This window comes from Kitasatospora sp. CB02891, from assembly GCF_002803145.1.
Classification (GTDB): domain Bacteria; phylum Actinomycetota; class Actinomycetes; order Streptomycetales; family Streptomycetaceae; genus Kitasatospora; species Kitasatospora griseola.
Map to the genome: position 1 here is coordinate 484,953 of NZ_NNBO01000003.1, position 20,904 is coordinate 505,856.

The following is a 20,904-nucleotide window of genomic DNA, read 5'->3' on the forward strand; positions in this document are numbered from 1 at the left end:
TCAGGCCAGCGCCCGCTCCAGGCCCGCCGCGTCCAGGAACGCGGTGTGGGTGCCCGCCGTGGTGCAGGCGAACGCGCCGGCCGCCGCGCCCGCGCGCATGCACTCCTCGACCGGGCGGCCCGCCAGCCGGTGGTGCAGGAAGCCGGAGACGAACGCGTCGCCCGCGCCGTTGCTGTCGACGATCGGCGCGCCCGGGTCCACCGCCGGGAAGTGCCGGGGCGCGTCGTCCTCGCGGGTGAGCAGGAACGCGCCGTGGGCGCCCGCGGTGGCCACCACCAGCTCGGCCCGGCCGTGGGCCAGGATCGACCGCATCGCCGCCTCCGGGCGGTTGTCGAGGCCGGCCGCGGACAGGAACACCACGTCCGAGCGGAGTGCGTAGAAGCGGTGGTGCTCGTTCTCGCCGTCCCAGGCGTGCAGGTCGGTGGAGCTGGGGCGGCCCAGCCGCTCGACGTCCGGGTACATGTCCCGGTTGACGCCGGTGATCGACAGGTGGACGTGCTTCGAGCGCTCCAGCAGCGGCAGCCAGAACTCGCGCGGCAGCCGGGCGTCCGCCGGGTGGCGGCCGTCGTAGAAGGAGAACCGCAGGCCGTCGGCGTCCACCAGGTTGACGCTGCGCGGGGTGCCGGCGGGGGCGGGCAGGTGGCTGAAGTCCAGGCCGCGGCGGGCGTACTCGGACAGCACCAGGGCGCCCTGCGGGTCCTCGCCGAGGAAGTCGGCGAGCTTGGTGCGCAGGCCCAGCGTGTGGCAGGCCAGCGCGACGCCGTTGCCGGTGTGCGCCGGGTAGTCGCGCACCGGGGGGACGTGCACCGAGTCGCGGCCGGGCGGGATCTCCAGGCGGTCCACCCGGACGATGGTGTCCACGCCGACGCCGCCGACGATCAGGATGTCGTAGTCGATCATTCGGCGATGGTGGCAGCGGAGAGCCAGGCCCTGCAAGCGCTTTCAGAAACTTGCAGGGCGGTGTGACGGTCCGTCAGGTGCGGTCCGCCGGAGTGAGGTCGTCCAGCAGGTCCTGCTCGTAGGCGATGCCCGGCCGCACCGGGTACTGCGACACCACCTGCCCGGCCGGCAGCACCACCGTGGTCAGCGCCTCGCGCCGCCGGGTGGAGCGCCACAGCCGGTACGCCGACAGCACGGTGGTCACCAGCAGCACCAGGTTGCGGGCCGTCAGCACCAGCACGCCCGCCAGCTCGCTGCGGTTCACCGAGCCGAACATCACCGGGAACTCCAGCGTGGTCAGCACCGTGGCCACCAGCACCAGCACCGCCACCGGGCGCTGGCTGCTGCCCCGCACCGTCAGGCACACCGCCGCCAGGCCGACCACCCAGATCATGTACTGCGGGCTGATCACCCGGCTGGTCGCGGTGAAGATCAGCAGCGCGCACAGCGCCGCGTCGAACGTGGTCGCCGACGTCCACCGGGCCGCCCGCAGCCGCCAGATCAGCAGCCAGCCGAAACCGGCCACCGTCATGCCGACCATCACCTTGGAGATCACCGGCACCCACGGGCCGAGGAACTCCACCGAGCCGTAGTTCATCGTCACGGTGCCGTGCCACGAACCCGCCAGCTTCGCGAAGTGCAGCGGCAGCGCGCCCAGCGACTCGATCTCGATGCCCCGCTCCGACTGGAACTTCAGGAACTCGAACGCCCCGTTCATGCCCGCCGTCAGCAGGAAGCCCAGCGCCGCCGCGAACGCCGCCGCCGAGGTCCACGACCGCCGGGTGCGCCGGCCGCGCGGCGTTCCGAACAGCGCCAGCAGCGGCCAGATCTTCAACAGCCCGCCCAGGCCCAGCAGCACGCCGCCCAGCGCCGGGCGGCGCAGCACCACCAGCAGACCCGCCACCGCCAGCGCCGTCACGATGATGTCGTACCGGCAGTACACCGTCGGCCCGAGCAGCGGCACGCCCACCACCCAGTACCAGGCGCCCAGGTAGCTCCGGCCCTTGCGCACCCCCGCGCGCATCAGCAGGGCCATCGCCGCCGCGTCCACCACGGCGCAGATCACGAAGAACGACACCAGGTACGACCACGGCAGCAGCCCCGGCAGCAGGATCACCAGCGCCGCGCCCGGCGGGTACTGCCAGGTCACGTCGTCCAGCGGGAACGTGCCGGTGCACAGCACCTCGTACCAGCTGTGGTAGATCACCGAGACGTCCGCCGTCACGTCCGTGTTGGCGATCCGCAACACCCCCGAGACGACCAGCACGAGCAGTGTCCGGGAGACCGTCCAGGCGGCCCCCAGGGCCCACAGCGGACGGCGACTCGGCGCGGAACCGGACGGGGCAGGCAGCGCCGGGGCCTCCGAACTGCCGGGCCGTTCGGCCTGGGGTGACTCCACTACGCTCCTTCGGGTCGTCGCGTACGCACCGGTACCGGGCGCCCGCCGGGGGTACCGGTCAGGCCACCAAGCACACCGCATCGATTGCGGCCGTGTCCTCTAACTTCTCCGAACCGTGTCCGAACCTTCCGATCCTGCGACGGTCCCGCCGCCGTGGACGGTGCGGGCCGCGTTCCCGGCGGACGGGCACGGTGACCTATCGTACGGACCACTCACGGGTACTCCGAGCACCCCCTGACCGAGCGAGCCGCGGCACATGACCAGAACCCTCATCGTCACCAACGACTTTCCGCCCAGGCCAGGCGGCATCCAGGCGTTCGTCCACAACATGGCGGTCCGGCAACCCGCCGGATCGATCGTGGTGTACGCCTCCACCTGGCGCGACGGGCGGGAAGTCGCCGAGTTCGACGCCGAACAGCCCTTTCCGGTGATCCGCGACCGCACCAGGATGATGATCCCCACCACCCGGGTCACCCGGCGGGCCGCGGAGATCCTGCGCGCCGAGAACTGCACCTCCGTCTGGTTCGGCGCCGCCGCCCCGCTCGGCCTGATGGCCCCGCACCTGCGCCGGGCCGGCGCCCAGCGGCTCCTCGGCATGACCCACGGCCACGAGGCCGCGTGGGCCCAACTGCCGGTCTCCGCGCAGCTGCTACGCCGGATCGGCGGCAACACCGACGTGCTGACCTACCTCGGCGAGTACACGCGTTCGCGGATCGCCCGTGCGGTCGGCCCCCGGGTCGCCTCCCGGATGGCCCAACTGCCGCCGGGTGTCGACGAGTCCACCTTCCGGCCCGACTCCGGCGGGGACGCGGTCCGGGCCCGGCTCGGGCTGACGGATCGCCCGGTCGTGGTCTGCGTGTCGCGGCTGGTCCCCCGGAAGGGGCAGGACACGCTGATCCGCACCTGGCCGCGAGTGTTGGCGGCGCAGCCCGACGCGGTCCTGCTGATCGTCGGCGGCGGGCCGTACCGCGGCGACCTCGAAAAACTCGTGGACCAGGTCGGGGTGCGGTCCTCGGTGGTCTTCACCGGCGCGGTGCCCTGGGAGGAACTCCCCGCCCACTACGGCGCCGGGGACGTCTTCGCCATGCCGTGCCGCACCCGGCGGGGCGGACTCGACGTCGAGGGCCTCGGCATCGTCTACCTGGAGGCCTCCGCGACCGGCCTGCCTGTCGTCGCCGGAGACTCCGGCGGCGCGCCGGACGCGGTCCGCGAGGGGGAGACGGGGTTCGTGGTGCCGGGCAAGCACGGCGAGACGGTCCTGGCGGACCGGCTGGTGCGGCTGCTGGGGGACGCGAGTCTGCGACGCGAGATGGGGGAGGCGGGGCGCAAGTGGGTTCATGACGCGTGGCGCTGGGACATGCTGGCGGAACGGCTCACGGGGTTGCTGGAGGTGCGCTGAAGCGAAAACAGGGGCGCGGGGAACTGCGCGAAGCGGAAGGCACTCCGTCCGCAAGATCGCGCCGCAGGACAATGACCTGCACGTGATCGCGACCTAACGGACGGGCCTTGCGCTGGTCGCGCAGTTCCGCCCCCTCGGCTTCGCCTGGGGGTACCCCCAGCGCCCCTGGTCGTGCGCCCCTGTTTTCGCGCCCACCACCCGCTAGCGGGTGTAGAGCGCTTCGATCTCGGCCGCGAAGTCCTTCAGGACGACGTTGCGCTTGAGCTTGAGGGACGGCGTGATGTGGCCGCTGGCCTCGGTGAAGGCGGTGGTGAGGAGGCGGAACTTCTTGACGGCCTCGGCGTGGGAGACGGCCTGGTTGCCGTCGTCGACGGCGGCCTGGATCGCGGCGAGGAGGTCGGGGTCCTCGCGGAGGTCGGCGACGGTCGCGTCGGCGGGCTTGTTGTTGAGGGCCTTCCAGCGGGGGAAGAACTCGTCGTCGACGGTGACCAGGCAGGCGATGAAGGGCTTGCGGTCGCCGACCACCATGACCTCGCCGATGATCGCGTGGGCGCGGATGCGGTCCTCGATCACGGCGGGGGCGACGTTCTTGCCGCCGGCGGTGACGATGATCTCCTTCTTGCGGCCGGTGATGGTGAGGTAGCCGTCGTCGTCGAGGCTGCCGAGGTCGCCGGTGGCGAACCAGCCGTCCCGGAGGGCGTCGGCGGTGGCGGTGGGGTTGTTCCAGTAGCCGGTGAAGATCTGCGGGCCCTTGAGCAGGACCTCGCCGTCCTCGGCGATCCGGACCGCGGAGCCGGGCAGCGGCTGGCCGACGGTGCCGATCTTGGCCCGGTCGTTGGGGTTGAAGGTGGTGGCGGCGCAGGACTCGGTGAGGCCGTAGCCCTCCAGGACGGAGAAGCCGATGCCGCGGTAGAAGTGGCCGAGCCGCTCGCCGAGCGGGGCGCCGCCGGAGATGGCGGTCTTGCAGCGGCCGCCGAGCGCGTTGCGGAGCTTGACGTAGACCAGCTTGTCGAAGATCGCGTGCTTGATCCGCAGGAGCAGCGAGGGGCCGCCGGCGTCCAGCGCGCGGCTGTAGGCGACGGCGGTGTCGGCGGCGCGGTCGAAGATCTTGCCCTTGCCGTCGGCCTGGGCCTTGGCGCGGGCGGTGTTGTAGACCTTCTCGAAGACCCGGGGGACGCCGAGGATCAGCGTCGGCCGGAAGGAGCCGAGCTCCTCGGTGACGTTCCGGATGTCGGAGACGTGGCCGAGCTTGACCGGGGCGATGGCGGCGGCGATCTCGGCGATCCGGCCGAGCACGTGGGCCAGCGGCAGGAAGAGCAGCACCGAGGACTCGCCGGTGACGAACAGCTCGGGCATCCGGGCGGTGACGTTGCCCAGTTCGGCGAGGAAGTTGCCGTGGGTGAGCTGACAGCCCTTGGGGCGGCCGGTGGTGCCGGAGGTGTAGACGATGGTGGCGATCGTGTCGGGGTTCGCGATCACCCGGCGTTCGGCGATCACCTGGTCGGCGACGTCCTGGCCGGCCAGGGTCAGTGCGGCGATGCCGTCACGTTCGATCTGCCAGGTGTGTTCGAGCGCGGGCAGCGCCTCGCGGACCTCGGCCACCACGGCGGCGTGCTTGTCGGTCTCGGTGACCACGACGCGGGCGCCGGAGTCGCCGAGGATCCACTGCACCTGCTCGGCGGAGGAGGTCTCGTAGACGGGGACGGTGATCGCGCCGGCGGTCCAGATCGCGAAGTCGAGCAGCGTCCACTCGTAGCGGGTGCGGGACATCACGGCGACCCGGTCGCCGGGGCCGACGCCGACGGCGATCAGGCCCTTGGCGACGGCGTGCACCTCGGCGAGGAACTGGACGGCGGTGAGGTCCTGCCACTGCCCGTCCGCCTTGCGGCTGAGCACAGCGACGCCCGGGTGCCGCTCCGCGTTCTGGTGGACCAGGTCGGCGAGGTTGCCGTCGCTCGGTACCTGGTAGCGGGCCGGAAGGCTGAACTCCTCGAGCAAGACTGCTCCTCGTCTGCGACGCTGCGGGACGACTGGACGTTACTGCTGGGTAGGTGAGTTCGACCAGAGGGGTCGGCCTCGGTGTTCCGATCGTCACATCGCAGGTCGGACGTGGGATGGATCGATGCGAACCCTACGTCAGGCGTGAGGTGACCCGCCGGTAAGGTGCCTCGGCGGAAAGGACGGGGTCCCGCCCGCGATAGCCTCTGCTGGGCGCACAGCAGCACAGGGAGATCGCGGAGGCCGCAATGGCGGAGCACACCAGGTCGAGCATTGTCATCGACGCCACCCCGGCCGAGGTCATGGCGGTGATCGCCGATTTCGGGGCCTACCCGGAGTGGACCGACGAGCTGAAGGAGATCGAGGTCCTGCAGACCGGTCCGGACGGCCGCGCCGCCGAGGTGCGGCTGCTGCTGGACGCCGGCGCGATCCGCGACGAGCACGCGCTCGCCTACACCTGGGACGGCGACCGCGAGGTCAGCTGGACCCTGGTCAAGAGCCAGATGCTGCGTTCGCTGGACGGCTCCTACCGGCTCACCCCGGTCGGCCAGGGCCGCACCGAGGTCACCTACCAGCTGGCCGTGGACGTCAAGATCCCGATGCTCGGCATGATCAAGCGCAAGGCGGAGAAGGTCATCATCGACCGGGCGCTGGCCGGCCTGAAGAAGCGCGTCGAGGGCTGACCGGGCCCGTGGCCACCCGCACCGTACTGATCAGCGGCCCGGAGTCCGCCAGGATCGCCGCCGCCACCGCCCTGCACCACGCCCGGCAGGGCAGCACGACCCTGCTGCTGGCCGCCGACGACCCGCACCGCGCCGTCGACGACCTGCTCGGCGTCCGGCTCGGCCCCGAGGCCGTCGAACTGGAGCCGTGCCTGGCCGCCGCCCGGATGGACGAGCAGGCCGCCTTCCGCGCCGCCCTGGACGGCTACCGCGACCGGCTCGCCCCCGCGCTCGACCTGATCGGCGCCCAGCCGCTCGACCCCGACGAGCTCGCCCCGCTGCCCGGCACCCGCGCCCTCGCCCTGCTGCGCGCGCTGCCGCGGGCCGAGGCCGAGGTGCTGGTGGTCGCCGCCCCGCCGCCCGCCGAACTGATCGCCACCCTGGCGCTGCCCGCCCAACTGGAGCGCTACCTGGCCCGGCTGCTGCCCGAGCAGCGGCAGGCCGCCCGCGCGCTGCGCCCGCTGCTGGCCGGGCTGGCGGGCGTCCCGATGCCCACCGACAAGCTGTTCGAGGCCCGGGCCGCCGCGTCCGCCGCGCTCGCCGAGGCCGCCGCCGTGATCGCCGCGCCCGGCACCACCGTCCGCCTGGTGCTGGACGCCGCCCGCCCCGCGCCGCGCGCCCTGGCCCGGATCCGGGCCGGCCTCGCGCTGCACGGCCTGCTGCTGGACGCGGTGGTCGCGCACGGCGCGCACCCCGCCGGCGCCGTGGACTCCCCGGACCCCTGGCTGGCCCGCACCGCCGCCCGGCAGCGCGAGCAACTCGCGGAGATCGCCGAGCAGTTGAACGTCCCGCTGCTGACGGTGCGACAGCCCGACTCGCTGCAGGCGCTCGCCGAGGAGCTGTACCCGGCCGGCGCGCCCCGGATCCCCGCGCCCGCCGAGCCGTGGACCGAGGACCGGCTGGCCGCCGAGAACCAGCTGATCTGGCACCTGCCGCTGCCCGGCGCCGACCGCACGGACCTCGAACTGCTGCGCCGCGGCGACGAACTGGTGCTCGGCGCCGGAAGCTACCGGCGGGTCGTGGCACTCCCGTCGGCGCTGCGCCGTTGCACGGTCAGTGGGGCCGGCCTGGTCGACGGAACGCTGTCGGTGCGGTTCACCCCCGACCCCGCGCTGTGGCCGCGCGGGTAGCGGGATCTGACGGACGGGAGCGTGTGATGGGTACGGAACAGCCGGGCGGGACGGGCGAGTTCGCGCCGCTGGTGGAAGAGGTGCGGAAGTTCGCGACCGCACTCGGCGGCAAGGCCGTGGAGATCGGCGGCAAGCTGCGCGAGTCCAACCCCGAGGTGTACGGCCACCTGGCCGCCGCCGGCGGCGAGTTGCTGGCCGCGTACCGGGCCGTGGTGGCCGGGCACGAGCGGCGCTGGTCGGCGCCCCAACACGCCGAGACCGAGCGGGTGGACCTGGACGGGGCCGAAGAGGCCTCCGACAAGTAATTAAGCCGACGCTTCGTCATCGTCACGTTATGGTTTCGAGTCATCACCGAACGGGACAGTTGGTATGACTTCTGAAGGCAGATTCGTCGATGATCGAACGTTGCCTTCGGATAATGTAGGCCGAACTGTGTACGTGGGCACCCCTCAGCCGGTACCGTTCGCCTGAGCGGGAACGAGTGAATAGCTGAGGGACACATGGCTCTGACCATCGGCGTGGACGTCGGCGGTACCAAGATCGCAGCGGGTGTGGTCGACGAGTCCGGCGAGATTCTGGCCAAGACCCGGGTGCCCACCCCGGCCGACCCCCAGTGGGCGGTCGACGCCATCGCCCAGGGCGTGCGGGAGTTGAAGGAGCAGTACCCCGATGTCGCCGCCGTCGGCGTCGGCGCCCCCGGCTTCGTCAGCCGGGACCGCTCCACCGTCCTGATGGCGCCCAACATCGCCTGGGAGAACGAGCCCCTCAAGCAGCGCGTCGAGGAACTCACCGGCCTGCCCACCGTGGTCGAGAACGACGCCAACTGCGCCGCCTGGGCCGAGTTCCGGTTCGGCGCCGCGGCCGAGTACGAAGACATGGTGCTGATCACCGTCGGCACCGGCATCGGCGGCGGCATCGTCCTCGACGGCCGCCTGCACCGCGGAAGCTTCGGCGTGGCCGGCGAGATCGGCCACCTCAACATGGTCCCCGACGGTCTGCTCTGCGGCTGCGGCGGCCACGGCTGCTGGGAGCAGTACGGCTCCGGGCGGGCCCTGCGACGCTACGGCCGGGAGAAGGCCGCGGCCGACCCGATCGCCGGCAAGCGGATGCTCGAACTCAACGAGGGTCTCGCGGACACCATCCGCGGCATCCACATCACCCAGGCCGCGGAGGAGGGCGACCCGCTGGCCCTCGCCTGCTACGCGGAGGTCGCCGACTGGCTCGGCCGCGGCATGGCCGACCTCGCCGCGCTCTTCGACCCGGCGGTCTTCGTCCTCGGCGGCGGCGTCTCCGACTCCGGCCGCCTCCTCCTCGACCCGGTCGCGGCCGCGTTCGAACGGTACCTGACGGGTGGTCCGGCCCGGCCCCGCGCGAACGTCGTCCTGGCGTCGATGGGGTCGGCGGCGGGGATCGCCGGCGCGGCGGACCTGGCACGCAGCTAGGGGTTGACGGGCGCGAAAACAGGGGCGCCGGGGGTTGTCCCCGGCGCCCCTGTTCGCGCGCCCCAGCTGTTACTGTCGGTCAGGTGACGGACACTGATGTTGCGTTGGCGTCCTCCGGGGTGGAGCCGGACGGGGCGCGGCGGGTGCGGGTGATGAGTTACAACGTGCGGTCGTTGCGTGACGACCGCACGGCGGTGGCTCGGGTGATCCGGGCGTGTGATCCGGACGTGGTGTGCGTGCAGGAGTCGCCGCGGTACTGGAAGAGCGAGAAGGCCGCGGCGTGGCTGGCGCACCGGACCGGGATGGTGATCCTGGCCGGCGGCGGCCGGGTGGCGGCGGGGCCGTTGCTGCTCGGCAAGCTGCGGGTGGACGTGCTGGAGCTGCGGGACGTGCTGCTGCCGAAGACCCGGGGGCTGCACGCGCGCGGGTTCGCCAGCGCCTTGGTGCGGATCGGCGGGTCGCGGCCGTTCTCGGTGACGAGTTGTCACCTGAGCCTCCAACCGGAGGAGCGGCTGCGGCAGTTCGAACTGTTGCAGCGTCAAGTGCAGCCGGGGGAGCCGGGCGTGGTCGCGGGGGATTTCAACGAGCCGCCGGAGGGCCCGGGTTGGCGGGCGTTCGCGGAGGGGTTGACGGACGCGCACGCGAAGGCGCCGTGGGGCGGGACGTTCACTTCGGTGCCGGCGCAGCCGTATCAGCGGATCGACGGGGTGTTCGCCACGCCGGACATCGACGTGCTGGGCTGCGGGGTGCCGTATCCGCTGCCGGGTGTCTCGGAGGCGGATCTGCGGGCGGCGACGGACCATCTGCCGGTGCTGGCGGCACTGCGGGTGCCGGGGCCGTGAGGAGCCTTTCGCGCCGGGGCTGAGCGGTCGTCGGCTCCGGCGCGCGGCGGGGGTGTTCAGACGACGGCTCCGCCGTTCGGGTCCTCGGGCTCGTCGTCGTCGCGGTCCTTCATACGGGAGACCAGGGTGCCGAAGCCGCCGAGGAAGGCGATGACGCCGACCCAGGCGGGCCAGCCGGAGACCTCGCGCCAGACCACGGCGTCGAACAGGAGCAGTGCGGGGCCGCCGAGGACGGCCAGCCAGGCGAACTTGGCGGTGGTGTCGGCGGAGGGCAGCGGCGGGGGCTCCGGCGGGACGAAGTGGCCCTCGTCCTCGTCCTCGGCGACGGTGTAGTCGCGCGGGCCGTCGGTGGGGCGGGGGACCGGGCGGGGGGTGAAGTCGCCGAGGCCGGTGGGGCCGGTGGGCGCGGTGGGACGGCGGGGGCGCTCGCGGACGTTCTCCGCGTCGGGCCAGGCCTGGTCGGTGGCGTCCACCGGCTCGTCGAACTGGGCGACCAGCGCGGCGAAGATCGCGTCCTGCTCGGCCTGGCTGCCGGCGGCGGGGCGCCGCTGGGCGGGCTCGGGCGCGGCTTCTTCGGCGGGCTCGGCCGCCTTGGGGTCGTCGCGGGGCAGGTCCTCGTCGTCGTTCGCCTTGCTGGTCTCGTTCACTATCGGCCTTTCAGCCCGAGTGGTTCCCGGCATCGACCGCCGCTGCCGGGGCCAGCCGCCGGACGAAGTCGAGGCTCGCCCCGAAGATCAGACCGGCGTCGTGGTCCAGCGTGGCCACGTGGAAGCTGCGGTCGAGCAGCAGCTCCGTCACATCGGTCGAGGATATCCGGGCGAGCACCAGTGCCGAGTTGCTCGGCGAGACCACGTGGTCCTGCGGACTGTGCAACAGCAGAACGGGCTGGGTCACTGCGGGCATTCCCGCCTGGACGCTCTTCCACAGCCGGGCCAGTGACCAGGCGGCGTGCAGCGGGAGCCGGTCGTAGCCGACCTCGGCCGTGTCGGGCTTGGCGATGTCCGAGGCGATGCCGGGCAGCGAGGGCAGCACGTGGCGCAGGACCGGAAGAAGCACCGTTGCGGGGTTGTCGGAGCGCACCGACGGGTTGACGAGCACCAGTCCGGAGATCCGGTCGCCGTGCTTCTCGGCGAGCTTGAGGGCGAGCGCCCCGCCCATCGACAGCGCGCAGACGAAGACCTGCTCGCACCGGGCGGCGAGCTCGGTGAGGGCGGCCTCCGCGGTGGCGTACCAGTCCTCCCAGCGGGTCGCCTGGAGGTCCTGCCAGCGGGTGCCGTGGCCGGGCAGCACCGGGACGCTGACGGTGAGTCCGGCGTCGGCCAGGTGTTCGGCCCACGGGCGCATGGACTGCGGGGAACCGGTGAAACCGTGGATGAGCAGCACACCGACCGGACCGCCGTCGTGGCGGTACGGCTCGGCTCCCGGCAGCATCGGCATCGGCAGGACTCCTGGGTGTGGGGGCAGGCGAGGGGAACTCGATCGTCCCACGGGCGGGTTGCCCCGTACAGAGGCCCGCCGCGGCCCCGACGGGTCGCCGGTGCACGGGTGCGCGGGCGCAAGCATTAGGATCGTCCGGTCCGCACAACAGGAGGCCCCGGTTGTTCTACCGACTGATGAAGATGATCGTCGCGCCGCTGCTGCGGATCTTCTTCCGGCCGTGGATGGAGGGCGAGGAGAACATTCCGGACGAAGGCCCGGCCATCCTCGCCAGCAACCACCTGTCCTTCTCGGACTCGTTCTTCCTGCCCGCACTGCTGAAGCGGCGGGTGACGTTCATCGCGAAGGCCGAGTACTTCACCACGCCCGGCATCAAGGGCCGGCTGACCGCCGCGTTCTTCAAGGGCGTCGGCCAGCTGCCGGTGGACCGCTCGGGCGCCCGCGGCGCCGGCGAGGCGGCGATCCGCAGCGGCATCGCGGTGATCGAGCGCGGCGAGGTGTTCGGCGTGTACCCGGAGGGCACCCGTTCGCCCGACGGCAAGCTGTACCGCGGCAAGGTCGGCGGCCTGGCCCGGGTCGCGCTGGCCACCGGCGCGCCGGTGATCCCGGTCGCGATGATCGACACCGAGAAGGTGCAGCCGCCCGGCCAGGTGATCCCCAACTTCGGCGTCCGCCCCGGCATCCGGATCGGCCGTCCGCTGGACTTCTCCCGCTACCAGGGCATGGAGAACGACCGGTTCATCCTGCGCTCGGTCACCGACGAGGTGATGTACGAGATCATGCGGCTGTCCGGCCAGGAGTACGTGGACATCTACGCGACCGCCGCCAAGCGGCAGCTCGCGGAGGAGAAGAAGGCCGCCGACGCCGACCGCAAGGCTCAGCAGAAGGCCGAGAAGGCCGCCGAGCAGGAGAAGGCCGCGGAGCAGGAGAAGGACGCCGGGGCCTGACCGGCCGTCAGGGGGGCTTGGCGTGGAGGATCACAGACCTGTCGTGACGCGGTCGGCCCGGACCGGGCCGACCGCGGCCGTGATGGCCGGCGGGATGTCGGTGGAGCTGCCGCTGTGGCGCGCCATGGGGTACTTCCGGGTGCTGGCGCTCGGCTACGCGGTGCTGCGGTTCTTCAGCGCGTACCGGGAGTTCCTGCACCCGGTGTCCGGCTGGATCTACCTGGGCGCGCTGACCCTGTGGACGCTGGCCAGCACCCGGGCGTTCGCCGGCCCGAAGCGGTGCACCTGGGCGGTGCTCGGCACCGACCTGACGTTCGCGGTGTTCGGCATCGTGCAGAGCGGCTTCATCGACACCCCCGCCCGGATCCACGCCGGCGCGCCGACGCTGCCCACCATCTGGGCGGCCGGCACCGTGCTGGGCTTCGCCGGCAAGGGCGGCTGGCGGCCCGCCGCGTTCGCCGGGGCGGTGATCGGCGCCGCCAACATCCTCGGCCACGGCGGGATCAGCCCCGACAACCTGCACAACATCGTGCTGCTGCTGGTCGCGGGCTGCGCGATCGGCTACGTCATCGAACTGGCCCGGGCCAGCGAGGCGGTGCTCACCCGGGCGCTCCAGGTGGAGGCCGCCACCCGGGAACGCGAACGGCTGTCCCGGGACATCCACGACGGCGTGCTGCAGGTGCTCGCCCTGGTGCACCGTCAGCAGGGCGACGCCGTCGAGCTGGGCCGACTGGCGGGGGAGCAGGAACGGGCGCTGCGCGCGCTGATGACGGGCGCCGAGCTGCCGGAGCCGGGCGACGGCGAGGCGGACCTGCGGCCGCTGGTCTCCCGGCACGCGAACGAGCGGATCACCGTCGCCGCGCCCGCCACGCCGGTGCTGCTGCCCGCGCCGGTGGCCGCCGAGCTGGCCGCCGCGGTCGCCGCGGCGCTGGACAACGTCCGGGTGCACGCCGGGGAGGGCGCCCGGGCCTGGATCCTGCTGGAGGACGAGCCGCAGGCCGTCACCGTCTCGGTCCGCGACGACGGCCCCGGCTTCCCGGCCGGGCGGCTGGCGCAGGCGCAGCGCGACGGCCGGCTGGGCGTGTCGCAGTCGATCCGCGGCCGGATGCTGGACCTCGGCGGCAGCGCCGAGCTGTACTCGGTGCCCGGCGAGGGCGTCGAGGTGGAACTGCGGTGGCCGCGGAGGGGTGGCGATGACTGATCAGCCGGTGCGGGTGATGGTGGTGGACGACCACCCGATGTGGCGCGACGGGGTGGCCCGGGACCTGGCGGAGGCCGGGTTCGCGGTGGTCGCCACCGCCGGGGACGGCGAGGAGGCGGTGCGCCGGGCCCGGGCGAGCGCCCCGCAGGTGGTGGTGCTGGACCTCAACCTGCCCGCGCTGCCCGGCGTCGAGGTGTGCCGCCAGGTGGTGGCCGCCGACCCGGCGGTGCGGGTGCTGGTGCTGTCCGCGAGCGGCGAGCACGCCGACGTGCTGGAGGCGGTGAAGTCCGGCGCCACCGGCTACCTGGTGAAGTCGGCGGGCCGCGAGGAGCTGATCGACGCGGTGCGCCGCACCGCCCTCGGCGACCCGGTCTTCACCCCCGGCCTGGCCGGGCTGGTGCTCGGCGAGTTCCGCCGCCTGGCCACCGAGCCCGGCACCCCCGCGGAGTCGGCCGCGCCGCAGCTGACCCCCCGGGAGACGGAGGTGCTGCGGCTGGTCGCCAAGGGCCTGTCCTACCGTCAGATCGCCGACCGGCTGGTGCTCTCCCACCGCACCGTGCAGAACCACGTGCAGAACACCCTCGGCAAGCTCCAGCTGCACAACCGGGTCGAGCTGGTCCGGTACGCGATCGAGCAGGGGCTGGACGAGGAGCTCGGCTAGGCGGAGCAGCGGTTGCCGACGGACGTGGTGACGGGTCGGAAGGTGTCGCGGATCTCGTCGTTGGTGAAGTCGCCGAGGCCGAGGTTCTGCTTCAGCGAGGTCGTCCAGTCGGTGTCCTGGAGGTAGTCGGCGATCGCCTTGCGGAGCAGTTCGCAGGCCTTCTGGTGCCCCTTGGGCAGCACCATCATCAGCTGCTGCGCCTTGCCGATGTGGGCGTCCCGGGCGACCCGGTACGTGTGCTCGGTGCCGGTGCCGGAGTTGACGGCGATGCCCTGCAGCACCACGTAGTCGGCCAGCACCGCCTGGGCGGTGCCGTCGTTCAGCCGGGCCATGCAGGCGTCGAGGTCGGGCTGGACGACGGGCGGCAGGCCGCCGTTCAGCTGGAGGGTGGCGTACGCGGTGGTGTTCTCCTGCACGCAGACGGCCAGCGGGCGAAGGTCCTCCGCCTTGCCGATCGGCGTGCCGTCCGAGGCCTTGAGGAGCACGCCGAGCGGGGTCTGCAGGTACGGGCCGGCCAGGTCGTAGTCCGTCTTCAGGCTCTCCTGCTCGGAGATGTCGGCGATCACCAGGTCCACCTTGTTGTGGTTGACCTTGCCGTCGCTGAGGGCGTCCTTCCAGTTGGCGGTGGTCACGGTCAGCGAGGTGTAGCTGCGGCCGAGCGACTCCTGGAGCACCTTCAGCGCGACGTGCGGCTCGAAGCCGTCGAAGGAGCCGTTGTGGGTGAGGTCGGACATGCCGGGGCGGCCGATCTTGAACCCGACCTTGATCGGCAGGCTGTCGAACGGGGCCGCCGAGTTCTTGTCGGCGGTGTCGCAGCCGAGCAGGGTGCCGGCCAGCAGGAGCAGGCCGGCCGACAGCGGGGCGAAACGTGGTCGGGGCACGGGGACCTCCTATCGTTCGAACTCGACGCGCTGGGTTTCGATGCGCTGCTTGCAGCCGTCCGGGGCCTTCAGGTGCAGGGAGATGGTCAGTCTGGTGTGGCCGGGCGGCACGGCGACGGACAGCGTGGCGTCCGAGGGCTGCCACTTGGTGAACTCGCCCAGGTCGGTTTCGAGGTAGACCTGCATGTCGGTGCAGCTGCCGAGAGCCGGACGCTGATCCGTCAGCTGGATGTGCGCCACCAGGCGGTGCGCCTCCGCCGGGACGTTCACCTGTGCGACGGACAGGCCGTTCGGCTCCACTTCGGCGGGGTCCCAGCGCACCTCCCGGTCGGGCAGCGGCGGCGGCCCGCCGGGCAGCAGCGCGGCCGTCACCACGCCCGCGACGGTCAGCAGCACGGCGACGACAGCTGCGACCGGCCAGTACCGGGGCGGCGCCGGCACGTGCGGGACGTAGGCGCGTGAGCGTTCCACCGCGGTCCGGGCCTGCTGGGCCAACTGCACGTCGAGGCGGTCGATTTCGAGCAGCAGCAGGGCGGGGCTGCCGCTGGACAGGGCCGCTTCGGCCAGGACGAGCAGTTCCAGGCCGGTGGCGTGCTCCGACGGCTGCGGCGGGAAGCAGAGCACCTCGGCGATCACCACGAAGTCGGCGCGCTGGTCCACCGTCAGCCCGCGGGCGTCCTGCACCCGGCCGAGGAACGCCACCCAGTCGCCGCGCAGTTGGGTGCCCATGGCGTCGGTCAGCCAGTCGTGCAGGTGGCCGATCGCGGCGGCGGGCTGGGCGTGATCCTCGGCCAGGTACTTGGCGATCCGCTGGGCGGACTGCGGGAGGCCGGTGTGGTGGACCTGGACGACGTAGTCGGTCTGTTCGGCGAGGTGCTGTTCCAAGTGGGGCAGCGGCAGGGCCAGTTCGTACCAGCCCGACAGGATGCGCTGCAGCATGTGCCGGGTCTCCCTGGTGCAGCGGTCCATCCCTCACCCCTCCGGGTCGATGTGCAGCAGTCTTCCGAGTTCGGCGAGCGCCCGGTGCGGTCCGCACAGGGCGAGGGCCCCGTTCAGCAGCGCGGGCAGGGCGGTGGCGGGGTCGCTGTGGTTCAGGCAGGCGGCGGCGATGCCGCGCAGGTGCAGGTATGCATGCCCGTGGTAGGGCACCTTGATCCGTGCGTCGGGGCCGAGTTGCTCGTTCACGGACTGGACCAGCTCCAGCCGCACCGCCGGGTCCTCCAGCAGGGCGACCTCGGCCAGCAGCCGGGCGCAGGACAGCGCCGTGACCTGCGGCTCGGGCGCGGACGGGGGTCCGCCGAGCAGCGGCAGCAGTTCGGACAGCGGGGTCAGCCAGCCGCCCACCGGGTTGCGGTGGTCCGCGGTGGCCTTCACCATGCCGACCACCCGGCCGTTCCCGTCCACGGCCATGCTGCCGCTCAACCCCCGCGGGATCCATCCCTGTTCGCCGCGCAGGCCGATGCCCGACGGGCCCGCCACGGTCAGCCGGGTCGACTCCGGGCCGACCTCGCGGGTCACCGCGTTCACCGCGTAGCCGTGCACCAGCACGTCCGTGCCGTACGCGATGTCGCGCTCGGCGAGTCGGACGGCAGGGGCGTCGGCCAGGCCGGGGACGGCCAGCACCGCCAGGTCCGGCGGCGGGTGCACGGCGGATCCGGGCGGGCGCTCGGGCGGGGCCAGCAGCACCACCCGGGCCGGGTACGGGGTGCCGGAGTGGCGGACCGTCACCACCGGCTGTCCGGCCACCACGTGGGCGCAGCTGACCACCCGGCCCGCGCCCAGGTGGAAGCCGCTGCCGAGGAACTCGTCGTCGGACCCGGCCAACCAGAGCGCGGCGGCCGGCGCGTCCTGCGCGGTCACTCGGCGGGGCGGTCGTCCGGGCGGGACCAGCCCAGTCGCACCACCAGGCTGGCCTCCCCGGACGCCTCCGCCAGCACGCTGATCAGCTGGCCGGATTTCAGCCCCAGCGTCAGTCCGAACTCCACCTCGAAGGAGTCCGGGTCGCCGGCCTCCCGTGCGGTGTCCCGGGCCCAGCGGCCGACCGCCCGGACGGTCCGCCGCACCTCGCCCAGGCTGTGCGTCACCGTCCGGGAGACGGCCCCCGCGTCGCCGGCCGCCCGCTCGGTGTCCGCCCGGACGGCCGCGTGCAGGACGGTGCCGTCGTCCAGGACGATCTCCATCGTTTCGTGTTCTGCCGAATACGCCATGTCTTCCTCGATTCCCCCTCGCACGGCGAGATATGAATATCAGTCAACTCAAGTCCGGACTAGGCGTTTTCGGCGTTCGGTGCGGGTGCGGCGGATGTGGCGGACGGGTCAGCGGCGCACGGCCGGGACGCCGCGCAGCAGCTCCGCGACGATCTCCACGCCGTCCCTGGTCAGCACCGACTCGGGGTGGAACTGGAGCCCCGCGAAGCCCGGCCCGCGCAGCGCGTGCACGTCCCCGGTGCGCGGGTCGCGGGCCACTTCGATGCCCTCGGCGGCCAGCCGCTGCGCCGCCGGGTCGTCGCAGCGCGCGGTGAAGGTGTTGTAGAAGCCGACGGTGCGGCGGACGCCGAACAGGTCGATCGCCTCCTGCGCGCCCTGGTACGGCACGGCCTTGCGGGCCAGCGGCAGGCCGAGCTGCGCGGACAGCAGCTGGTGGCTGAGGCAGACCGCCAGCAGCGGTGCGGTGCGGGAGCCGTCCCGGGCGGCTGCGAGGGCGTCGGCGACGATCGGGCGCAGCAGCGCCATCTTCGGGTCGGCCGGGTCGGCGGGGTCGCCGGGGCCGGGGCCGAGCACCAGCGGGCCGCGGTGGGCGGCGGCCCGCTCGCGCAGCCCGGGCGTGTCGTGGCGCAGCACGGTGACGGTGTGCCCGAGCGAGCGCAGCAGGTGGGCGAGCATCGCGGTGAAGGTGTCCTCGCCGTCCACCACCAGGGCGTGCGCGTCCGGCCGGGGCTCGGCCGGCTGCTGCATCCGCAGCCAGAACGGGGCGAGTCCGGCGCGGCGGGAGCCCAGTGCGGCCTGCACCCGGTGGTCCTCGGCGAGCCGCGGCCGGGCGGCGGCGGCCCGGCCGGGCCGGGCCGGGCGGGCGCCGATCGCGGAGAGCACGCCGGCGGCCTTGGCGTGCGTCTCGGCGACCTCCGAGTACGGGTCGGAGTGCCGGACCAGGGTGGCGCCGACCCGGACCACCAACGAGCCGTCGGCGGGGTCGATGTCGGCGGCCCGGATGCAGATCGGCGAGTCCAGCTGCTGGCCGCCGCTGGCGGAGCGGCCGATCAGCGCCAGCGCGCCCGAGTAGTAGCCGCGTCCGCCGCGCTCGTACCGGTCGATGACCCGGGTGGCGTTCTGCACGGGGCTGCCGGTGACGGTGGCGGCGAACATGGTCTCCCGCAGCACCTCCCGGACGTCCAGCGAGGTGCGGCCGCGCAGCTCGTACTCGGTGTGCGCGAGGTGCGACATCTCCTTCAGCCGCGGCCCGAGCACCTGCCCGCCGAGGTCGCCGACCGCGCACATCATCTTCAGTTCCTCGTCGACCACCATGGTGAGCTCCTCCAACTCCTTGGGGTCGCGCAGGAATTCGAGGAGGGACTCGGCGGTGGGGCCGGTCGGCGGATAGCGGTAGGTGCCGGAGATCGGGTTCATCACCACGGTGCCGCCGGACTGTCGGACGTGGACCTCGGGGGACGCGCCGACCAGCACCCGGTCGCCGGTGTGCACCAGGAACGTCCAGTACGCGCCGCGCTCCTGCTCCAGCAGCCGCCGGAACAGGGTCAGCGCGGTGGCGGTGGAGAAGCCGTCCAGTTCGGCCCGGAAGTCGCGCCGGATGACGAAGTTGGCGCCCTCGCCGCGCCCGATCTCGTCCTCGATCACCCGCCGGACGATCCCGGCGTACTCCTCGTCCGCGATGTCGAACCCGCCGCCGAGGAGCTCGACCGGCGCGTTCGGCAGCGCGGCCAGCAGCTCGGCCAGCGGCAGCGCGTGCTGCTCCTCGACGGCCAGGGCGCGCAGCGGGGTGCCGTCCTGGCGGGCGGCGAAGCCGCGTTCGCGCAGCTGGGCGTAGGGGACCAGGGCGAGCAGGTCGTGCCGGGGGCCGTCGGCGGGCACGCCGTGGCGCACCGGCAGTTCGGCCAGCGTGTCGTGCTCGGAGACGGTGCCGAGCAGCAGCTCGACGGTGTCCGGCGCGAGCCGCGGCGCGCGGCGGTGCAGCAGGGCGAAGGCGGGGGCGCCGGGCGCGGTGAGCCGGGCGAGCAGGTCGGCTGCGGTGGTGGTCACGACTGCGGGGGTCCTTCCGGGAGTGGGCTGCGGGCTCTGCCGCCGCCCTCCGGAACGGTCGTGACGCTGGACACAGACGCCGACGGCCGCCCCGAAGGGCGGCCGTCGTTCGTCGCTAGGGACGCGCGATCCGTGGGCCGCCCAACGGGCAGGCCCACCACCAGGAGCAGGTGTAGGTCGCGGTCACGGAGCAGACGATAGCCCACTGTTCGCCCGCCCGGGAGGATGTCCACGAGCTGTCTCACCCACCGGGCGGCGTCCCCGTCCTGCTCCGACGACCCCGTAGCCTTGCCCCTGTGACCGTGACTAACCACTCCTGGCAGTCCCTGCCCGCGGCGCAGCAGCCTGAATGGCCGGACCAAGAGGCTCTGCGCAAGACCCTTGCGGAGCTCGCCTCCTATCCGCCGCTCGTCTTCGCCGGCGAGTGCGACCAGCTGCGCGCCCGGCTCGGCGCCGTCGCGCGTGGTGAGGCGTTCCTGCTGCAGGGCGGTGACTGCGCCGAGGCCTTCGACGGCGTGTCGGCCGACCACATCCGCAACAAGCTGAAGACCCTGCTCCAGATGGCGGCGGTGCTCACCTACGCCGCCTCCGTGCCGGTGGTGAAGGTCGGCCGGATCGCCGGCCAGTACTCCAAGCCGCGCTCGAAGAACACCGAGACCCGCGACGGCGTGACGCTGCCGGTGTACCGCGGCGACTCGGTGAACGGCTTCGAGTTCACCCCCGAGTCCCGGATCCCGGACCCGGAGCGCCTGAAGCGGATGTACAACGCCTCCGCCTCGACCCTGAACCTGGTGCGCGCCTTCACCACCGGCGGTTACGCCGACCTGCGCCAGGTGCACGCCTGGAACCAGGACTTCGTGCGCAACTCCCCGGCCGGTCAGCGCTACGAGCAGCTGGCCCGGGAGATCGACCAGGCGCTGGCCTTCATGAACGCCTGCGGGGTGGCCCCGGAGGAGTTCAAGACGGTCGAGTTCTTCTCCTCGCACGAGGCGCTGATCCTGGACTACGAGACGGCGCTGACCCGCACCGACTCGCGCACCGGCGACCTGTACGACGTCTCCGGCCACATGGTGTGGATCGGCGAGCGCACCCGCCAGCTCGACCACGCGCACATCGAGTTCGCGTCGAAGATCCGCAACCCGATCGGCGTGAAGCTCGGCCCGACCACCTCGGTCGACGAGGCGCTCACCCTGATCGACCGGCTGGACCCGGACCGCGAGCCCGGCCGCCTCACCTTCATCACCCGGATGGGCGCGGGCAAGATCCGCGACCACCTGCCCACCCTGGTGGAGAAGGTCACCGCGTCCGGCGCCCAGGTGGTGTGGATCAGCGACCCGATGCACGGCAACACCTACGAGGCGTCCAGCGGCCACAAGACCCGCAAGTTCGACGACGTGCTCGACGAGGTCAAGGGCTTCTTCGAGGTCCACCGCGCGCTGGGCACCCACCCGGGCGGCATCCACGTGGAGCTGACCGGCGACGACGTCACCGAGTGTGTCGGCGGCGGCGACGAGGTGCTGGTCGACGACCTGCACCAGCGCTACGAGACCGCCTGCGACCCGCGGCTCAACCGCAGCCAGTCGCTGGACCTGGCGTTCCTGGTGGCCGAGATGTACCGCGGCCAGTAGCAGCCCGTCACCGGCCCCGGCCGGT

20 protein-coding genes are annotated in these 20,904 nt (G+C 72.8%); 10 read left to right on the forward strand and 10 right to left on the reverse strand.

What is annotated here, in order from left to right:
* Positions 1-900, reverse strand: a complete 900-nt coding sequence (locus tag CG736_RS10935) for a carbohydrate kinase family protein (protein ID WP_100585966.1) — start codon at positions 898-900, stop codon at positions 1-3.
* A 73-nt stretch (positions 901-973) separates the two neighbouring features.
* Complete coding sequence (locus CG736_RS10940; RefSeq protein WP_100585967.1) at positions 974-2,338, reverse strand: glycosyltransferase 87 family protein; 1,365 nt, start codon at positions 2,336-2,338, stop codon at positions 974-976.
* A 256-nt stretch (positions 2,339-2,594) separates the two neighbouring features.
* Between CG736_RS10940 and CG736_RS10945 the strand changes: the two genes are divergently transcribed.
* On the forward strand, positions 2,595-3,737 hold the full coding sequence (locus CG736_RS10945; protein ID WP_100585968.1) for a glycosyltransferase family 4 protein: 1,143 nt from the start codon (positions 2,595-2,597) through the stop codon (positions 3,735-3,737).
* Between the two features lie 201 nt (positions 3,738-3,938).
* On the opposite strand, the gene CG736_RS10950 is transcribed toward CG736_RS10945, so the two are convergent.
* Positions 3,939-5,735, reverse strand: coding sequence for a long-chain fatty acid--CoA ligase (locus CG736_RS10950; RefSeq protein ID WP_100585969.1), 1,797 nt, complete (start codon positions 5,733-5,735; stop codon positions 3,939-3,941).
* Positions 5,736-5,983: 248 nt separating this feature from the next.
* Here CG736_RS10950 and CG736_RS10955 point away from each other — a divergent pair, with 248 nt between their 5' ends.
* The 5 genes from CG736_RS10955 (at position 5,984) to CG736_RS10975 (ending at position 9,871) form a co-directional block, all read left to right on the forward strand.
* On the forward strand, positions 5,984-6,418 hold the full coding sequence (locus tag CG736_RS10955; protein ID WP_100585970.1) for an SRPBCC family protein: 435 nt from the start codon (positions 5,984-5,986) through the stop codon (positions 6,416-6,418).
* 8 nt (positions 6,419-6,426) lie between these two features.
* Positions 6,427-7,587, forward strand: coding sequence for an ArsA family ATPase (locus CG736_RS10960; RefSeq protein WP_100585971.1), 1,161 nt, complete (start codon positions 6,427-6,429; stop codon positions 7,585-7,587).
* Positions 7,588-7,613: 26 nt separating this feature from the next.
* Positions 7,614-7,892, forward strand: coding sequence for a DUF5304 family protein (locus CG736_RS10965; protein ID WP_043913518.1), 279 nt, complete (start codon positions 7,614-7,616; stop codon positions 7,890-7,892).
* A 195-nt stretch (positions 7,893-8,087) separates the two neighbouring features.
* The gene (locus CG736_RS10970; protein ID WP_100585972.1) at positions 8,088-9,029 is read left to right on the forward strand and encodes an ROK family glucokinase; all 942 of its coding nucleotides are present in this window, start codon (positions 8,088-8,090) and stop codon (positions 9,027-9,029) included.
* An 83-nt stretch (positions 9,030-9,112) separates the two neighbouring features.
* Positions 9,113-9,871: an endonuclease/exonuclease/phosphatase family protein gene (locus CG736_RS10975; RefSeq protein WP_100585973.1), complete on the forward strand. Its 759-nt coding sequence runs from the start codon at positions 9,113-9,115 to the stop codon at positions 9,869-9,871.
* Positions 9,872-9,927: 56 nt separating this feature from the next.
* On the opposite strand, the gene CG736_RS10980 is transcribed toward CG736_RS10975, so the two are convergent.
* Both CG736_RS10980 and CG736_RS10985 read right to left on the reverse strand, forming a co-directional pair.
* Complete coding sequence (locus CG736_RS10980) at positions 9,928-10,518, reverse strand: hypothetical protein (RefSeq protein ID WP_232733917.1); 591 nt, start codon at positions 10,516-10,518, stop codon at positions 9,928-9,930.
* A 10-nt stretch (positions 10,519-10,528) separates the two neighbouring features.
* Positions 10,529-11,308, reverse strand: coding sequence for a carboxylesterase (locus tag CG736_RS10985; protein ID WP_100585974.1), 780 nt, complete (start codon positions 11,306-11,308; stop codon positions 10,529-10,531).
* A 176-nt stretch (positions 11,309-11,484) separates the two neighbouring features.
* On the opposite strand from CG736_RS10985, the gene CG736_RS10990 reads away from it, so the two are divergent.
* The 3 genes from CG736_RS10990 (at position 11,485) to CG736_RS11000 (ending at position 14,117) form a co-directional block, all read left to right on the forward strand.
* Complete coding sequence (locus CG736_RS10990; protein WP_100586032.1) at positions 11,485-12,255, forward strand: 1-acyl-sn-glycerol-3-phosphate acyltransferase; 771 nt, start codon at positions 11,485-11,487, stop codon at positions 12,253-12,255.
* A gap of 82 nt (positions 12,256-12,337) precedes the next feature.
* Positions 12,338-13,456, forward strand: coding sequence for a MacS family sensor histidine kinase (gene macS / locus CG736_RS10995; RefSeq protein ID WP_100586033.1), 1,119 nt, complete (start codon positions 12,338-12,340; stop codon positions 13,454-13,456).
* Positions 13,449-14,117, forward strand: coding sequence for a response regulator transcription factor (locus CG736_RS11000; RefSeq protein WP_100585975.1), 669 nt, complete (start codon positions 13,449-13,451; stop codon positions 14,115-14,117). Before macS ends, CG736_RS11000 begins: the two co-directional genes overlap by 8 nt.
* On the opposite strand, the gene CG736_RS11005 is transcribed toward CG736_RS11000, so the two are convergent.
* The 5 genes from CG736_RS11005 to CG736_RS11020 form a co-directional block, all read right to left on the reverse strand.
* Entirely contained in the window at positions 14,114-14,998 is an 885-nt protein-coding gene (locus CG736_RS11005; protein ID WP_100585976.1) for an ABC transporter substrate-binding protein, read from the reverse strand. The genes CG736_RS11000 and CG736_RS11005 overlap by 4 nt on opposite strands.
* Positions 14,999-15,007: 9 nt before the next feature.
* Positions 15,008-15,937 (reverse strand): hypothetical protein, encoded by a 930-nt coding sequence (locus tag CG736_RS11010; RefSeq protein ID WP_157815512.1) that lies wholly within the window; start codon positions 15,935-15,937, stop codon positions 15,008-15,010.
* Between the two features lie 33 nt (positions 15,938-15,970).
* Entirely contained in the window at positions 15,971-16,858 is an 888-nt protein-coding gene (locus CG736_RS37010; protein WP_198520433.1) for a trypsin-like peptidase domain-containing protein, read from the reverse strand.
* Positions 16,855-17,178 carry a CU044_2847 family protein gene (locus CG736_RS37015; RefSeq protein ID WP_198520434.1) on the reverse strand — a complete coding sequence of 108 codons (324 nt, stop codon included), beginning with the start codon at positions 17,176-17,178 and terminating at the stop codon, positions 16,855-16,857. The genes CG736_RS37010 and CG736_RS37015 overlap by 4 nt, the downstream gene beginning before the upstream one ends.
* Positions 17,179-17,313: 135 nt before the next feature.
* Complete coding sequence (locus tag CG736_RS11020) at positions 17,314-19,251, reverse strand: anthranilate synthase family protein (protein WP_100585979.1); 1,938 nt, start codon at positions 19,249-19,251, stop codon at positions 17,314-17,316.
* 296 nt (positions 19,252-19,547) lie between these two features.
* Here CG736_RS11020 and CG736_RS11025 point away from each other — a divergent pair, with 296 nt between their 5' ends.
* Entirely contained in the window at positions 19,548-20,879 is a 1,332-nt protein-coding gene (locus tag CG736_RS11025; protein WP_043913507.1) for a class II 3-deoxy-7-phosphoheptulonate synthase, read from the forward strand.
* Positions 20,880-20,904: the final 25 nt, after the last annotated feature.

What these genes read in the sequence shown, in the direction of transcription:
- CG736_RS10990 (WP_100586032.1), top strand. Translation starts at nt 11,485, where the DNA reads ATGAAGATGATCGTCGCGCCGCTGCTGCGGATCTTCTTCCGGCCGTGG.
- CG736_RS10970 (WP_100585972.1), top strand. Translation starts at nt 8,088, where the DNA reads ATGGCTCTGACCATCGGCGTGGACGTCGGCGGTACCAAGATCGCAGCG.
- CG736_RS11010 (WP_157815512.1), bottom strand. Translation starts at nt 15,937, where the DNA reads ATGCTGCAGCGCATCCTGTCGGGCTGGTACGAACTGGCCCTGCCGCTG.
- CG736_RS37015 (WP_198520434.1), bottom strand. Translation starts at nt 17,178, where the DNA reads ATGGAGATCGTCCTGGACGACGGCACCGTCCTGCACGCGGCCGTCCGG.
- CG736_RS10965 (WP_043913518.1), top strand. Translation starts at nt 7,614, where the DNA reads ATGGGTACGGAACAGCCGGGCGGGACGGGCGAGTTCGCGCCGCTGGTG.
- CG736_RS10985 (WP_100585974.1), bottom strand. Translation starts at nt 11,308, where the DNA reads ATGCCGATGCTGCCGGGAGCCGAGCCGTACCGCCACGACGGCGGTCCG.
- CG736_RS10945 (WP_100585968.1), top strand. Translation starts at nt 2,595, where the DNA reads ATGACCAGAACCCTCATCGTCACCAACGACTTTCCGCCCAGGCCAGGC.
- CG736_RS11000 (WP_100585975.1), top strand. Translation starts at nt 13,449, where the DNA reads ATGACTGATCAGCCGGTGCGGGTGATGGTGGTGGACGACCACCCGATG.
- macS (WP_100586033.1), top strand. Translation starts at nt 12,338, where the DNA reads ATGGCCGGCGGGATGTCGGTGGAGCTGCCGCTGTGGCGCGCCATGGGG.
- CG736_RS10955 (WP_100585970.1), top strand. Translation starts at nt 5,984, where the DNA reads ATGGCGGAGCACACCAGGTCGAGCATTGTCATCGACGCCACCCCGGCC.
- CG736_RS10935 (WP_100585966.1), bottom strand. Translation starts at nt 900, where the DNA reads ATGATCGACTACGACATCCTGATCGTCGGCGGCGTCGGCGTGGACACC.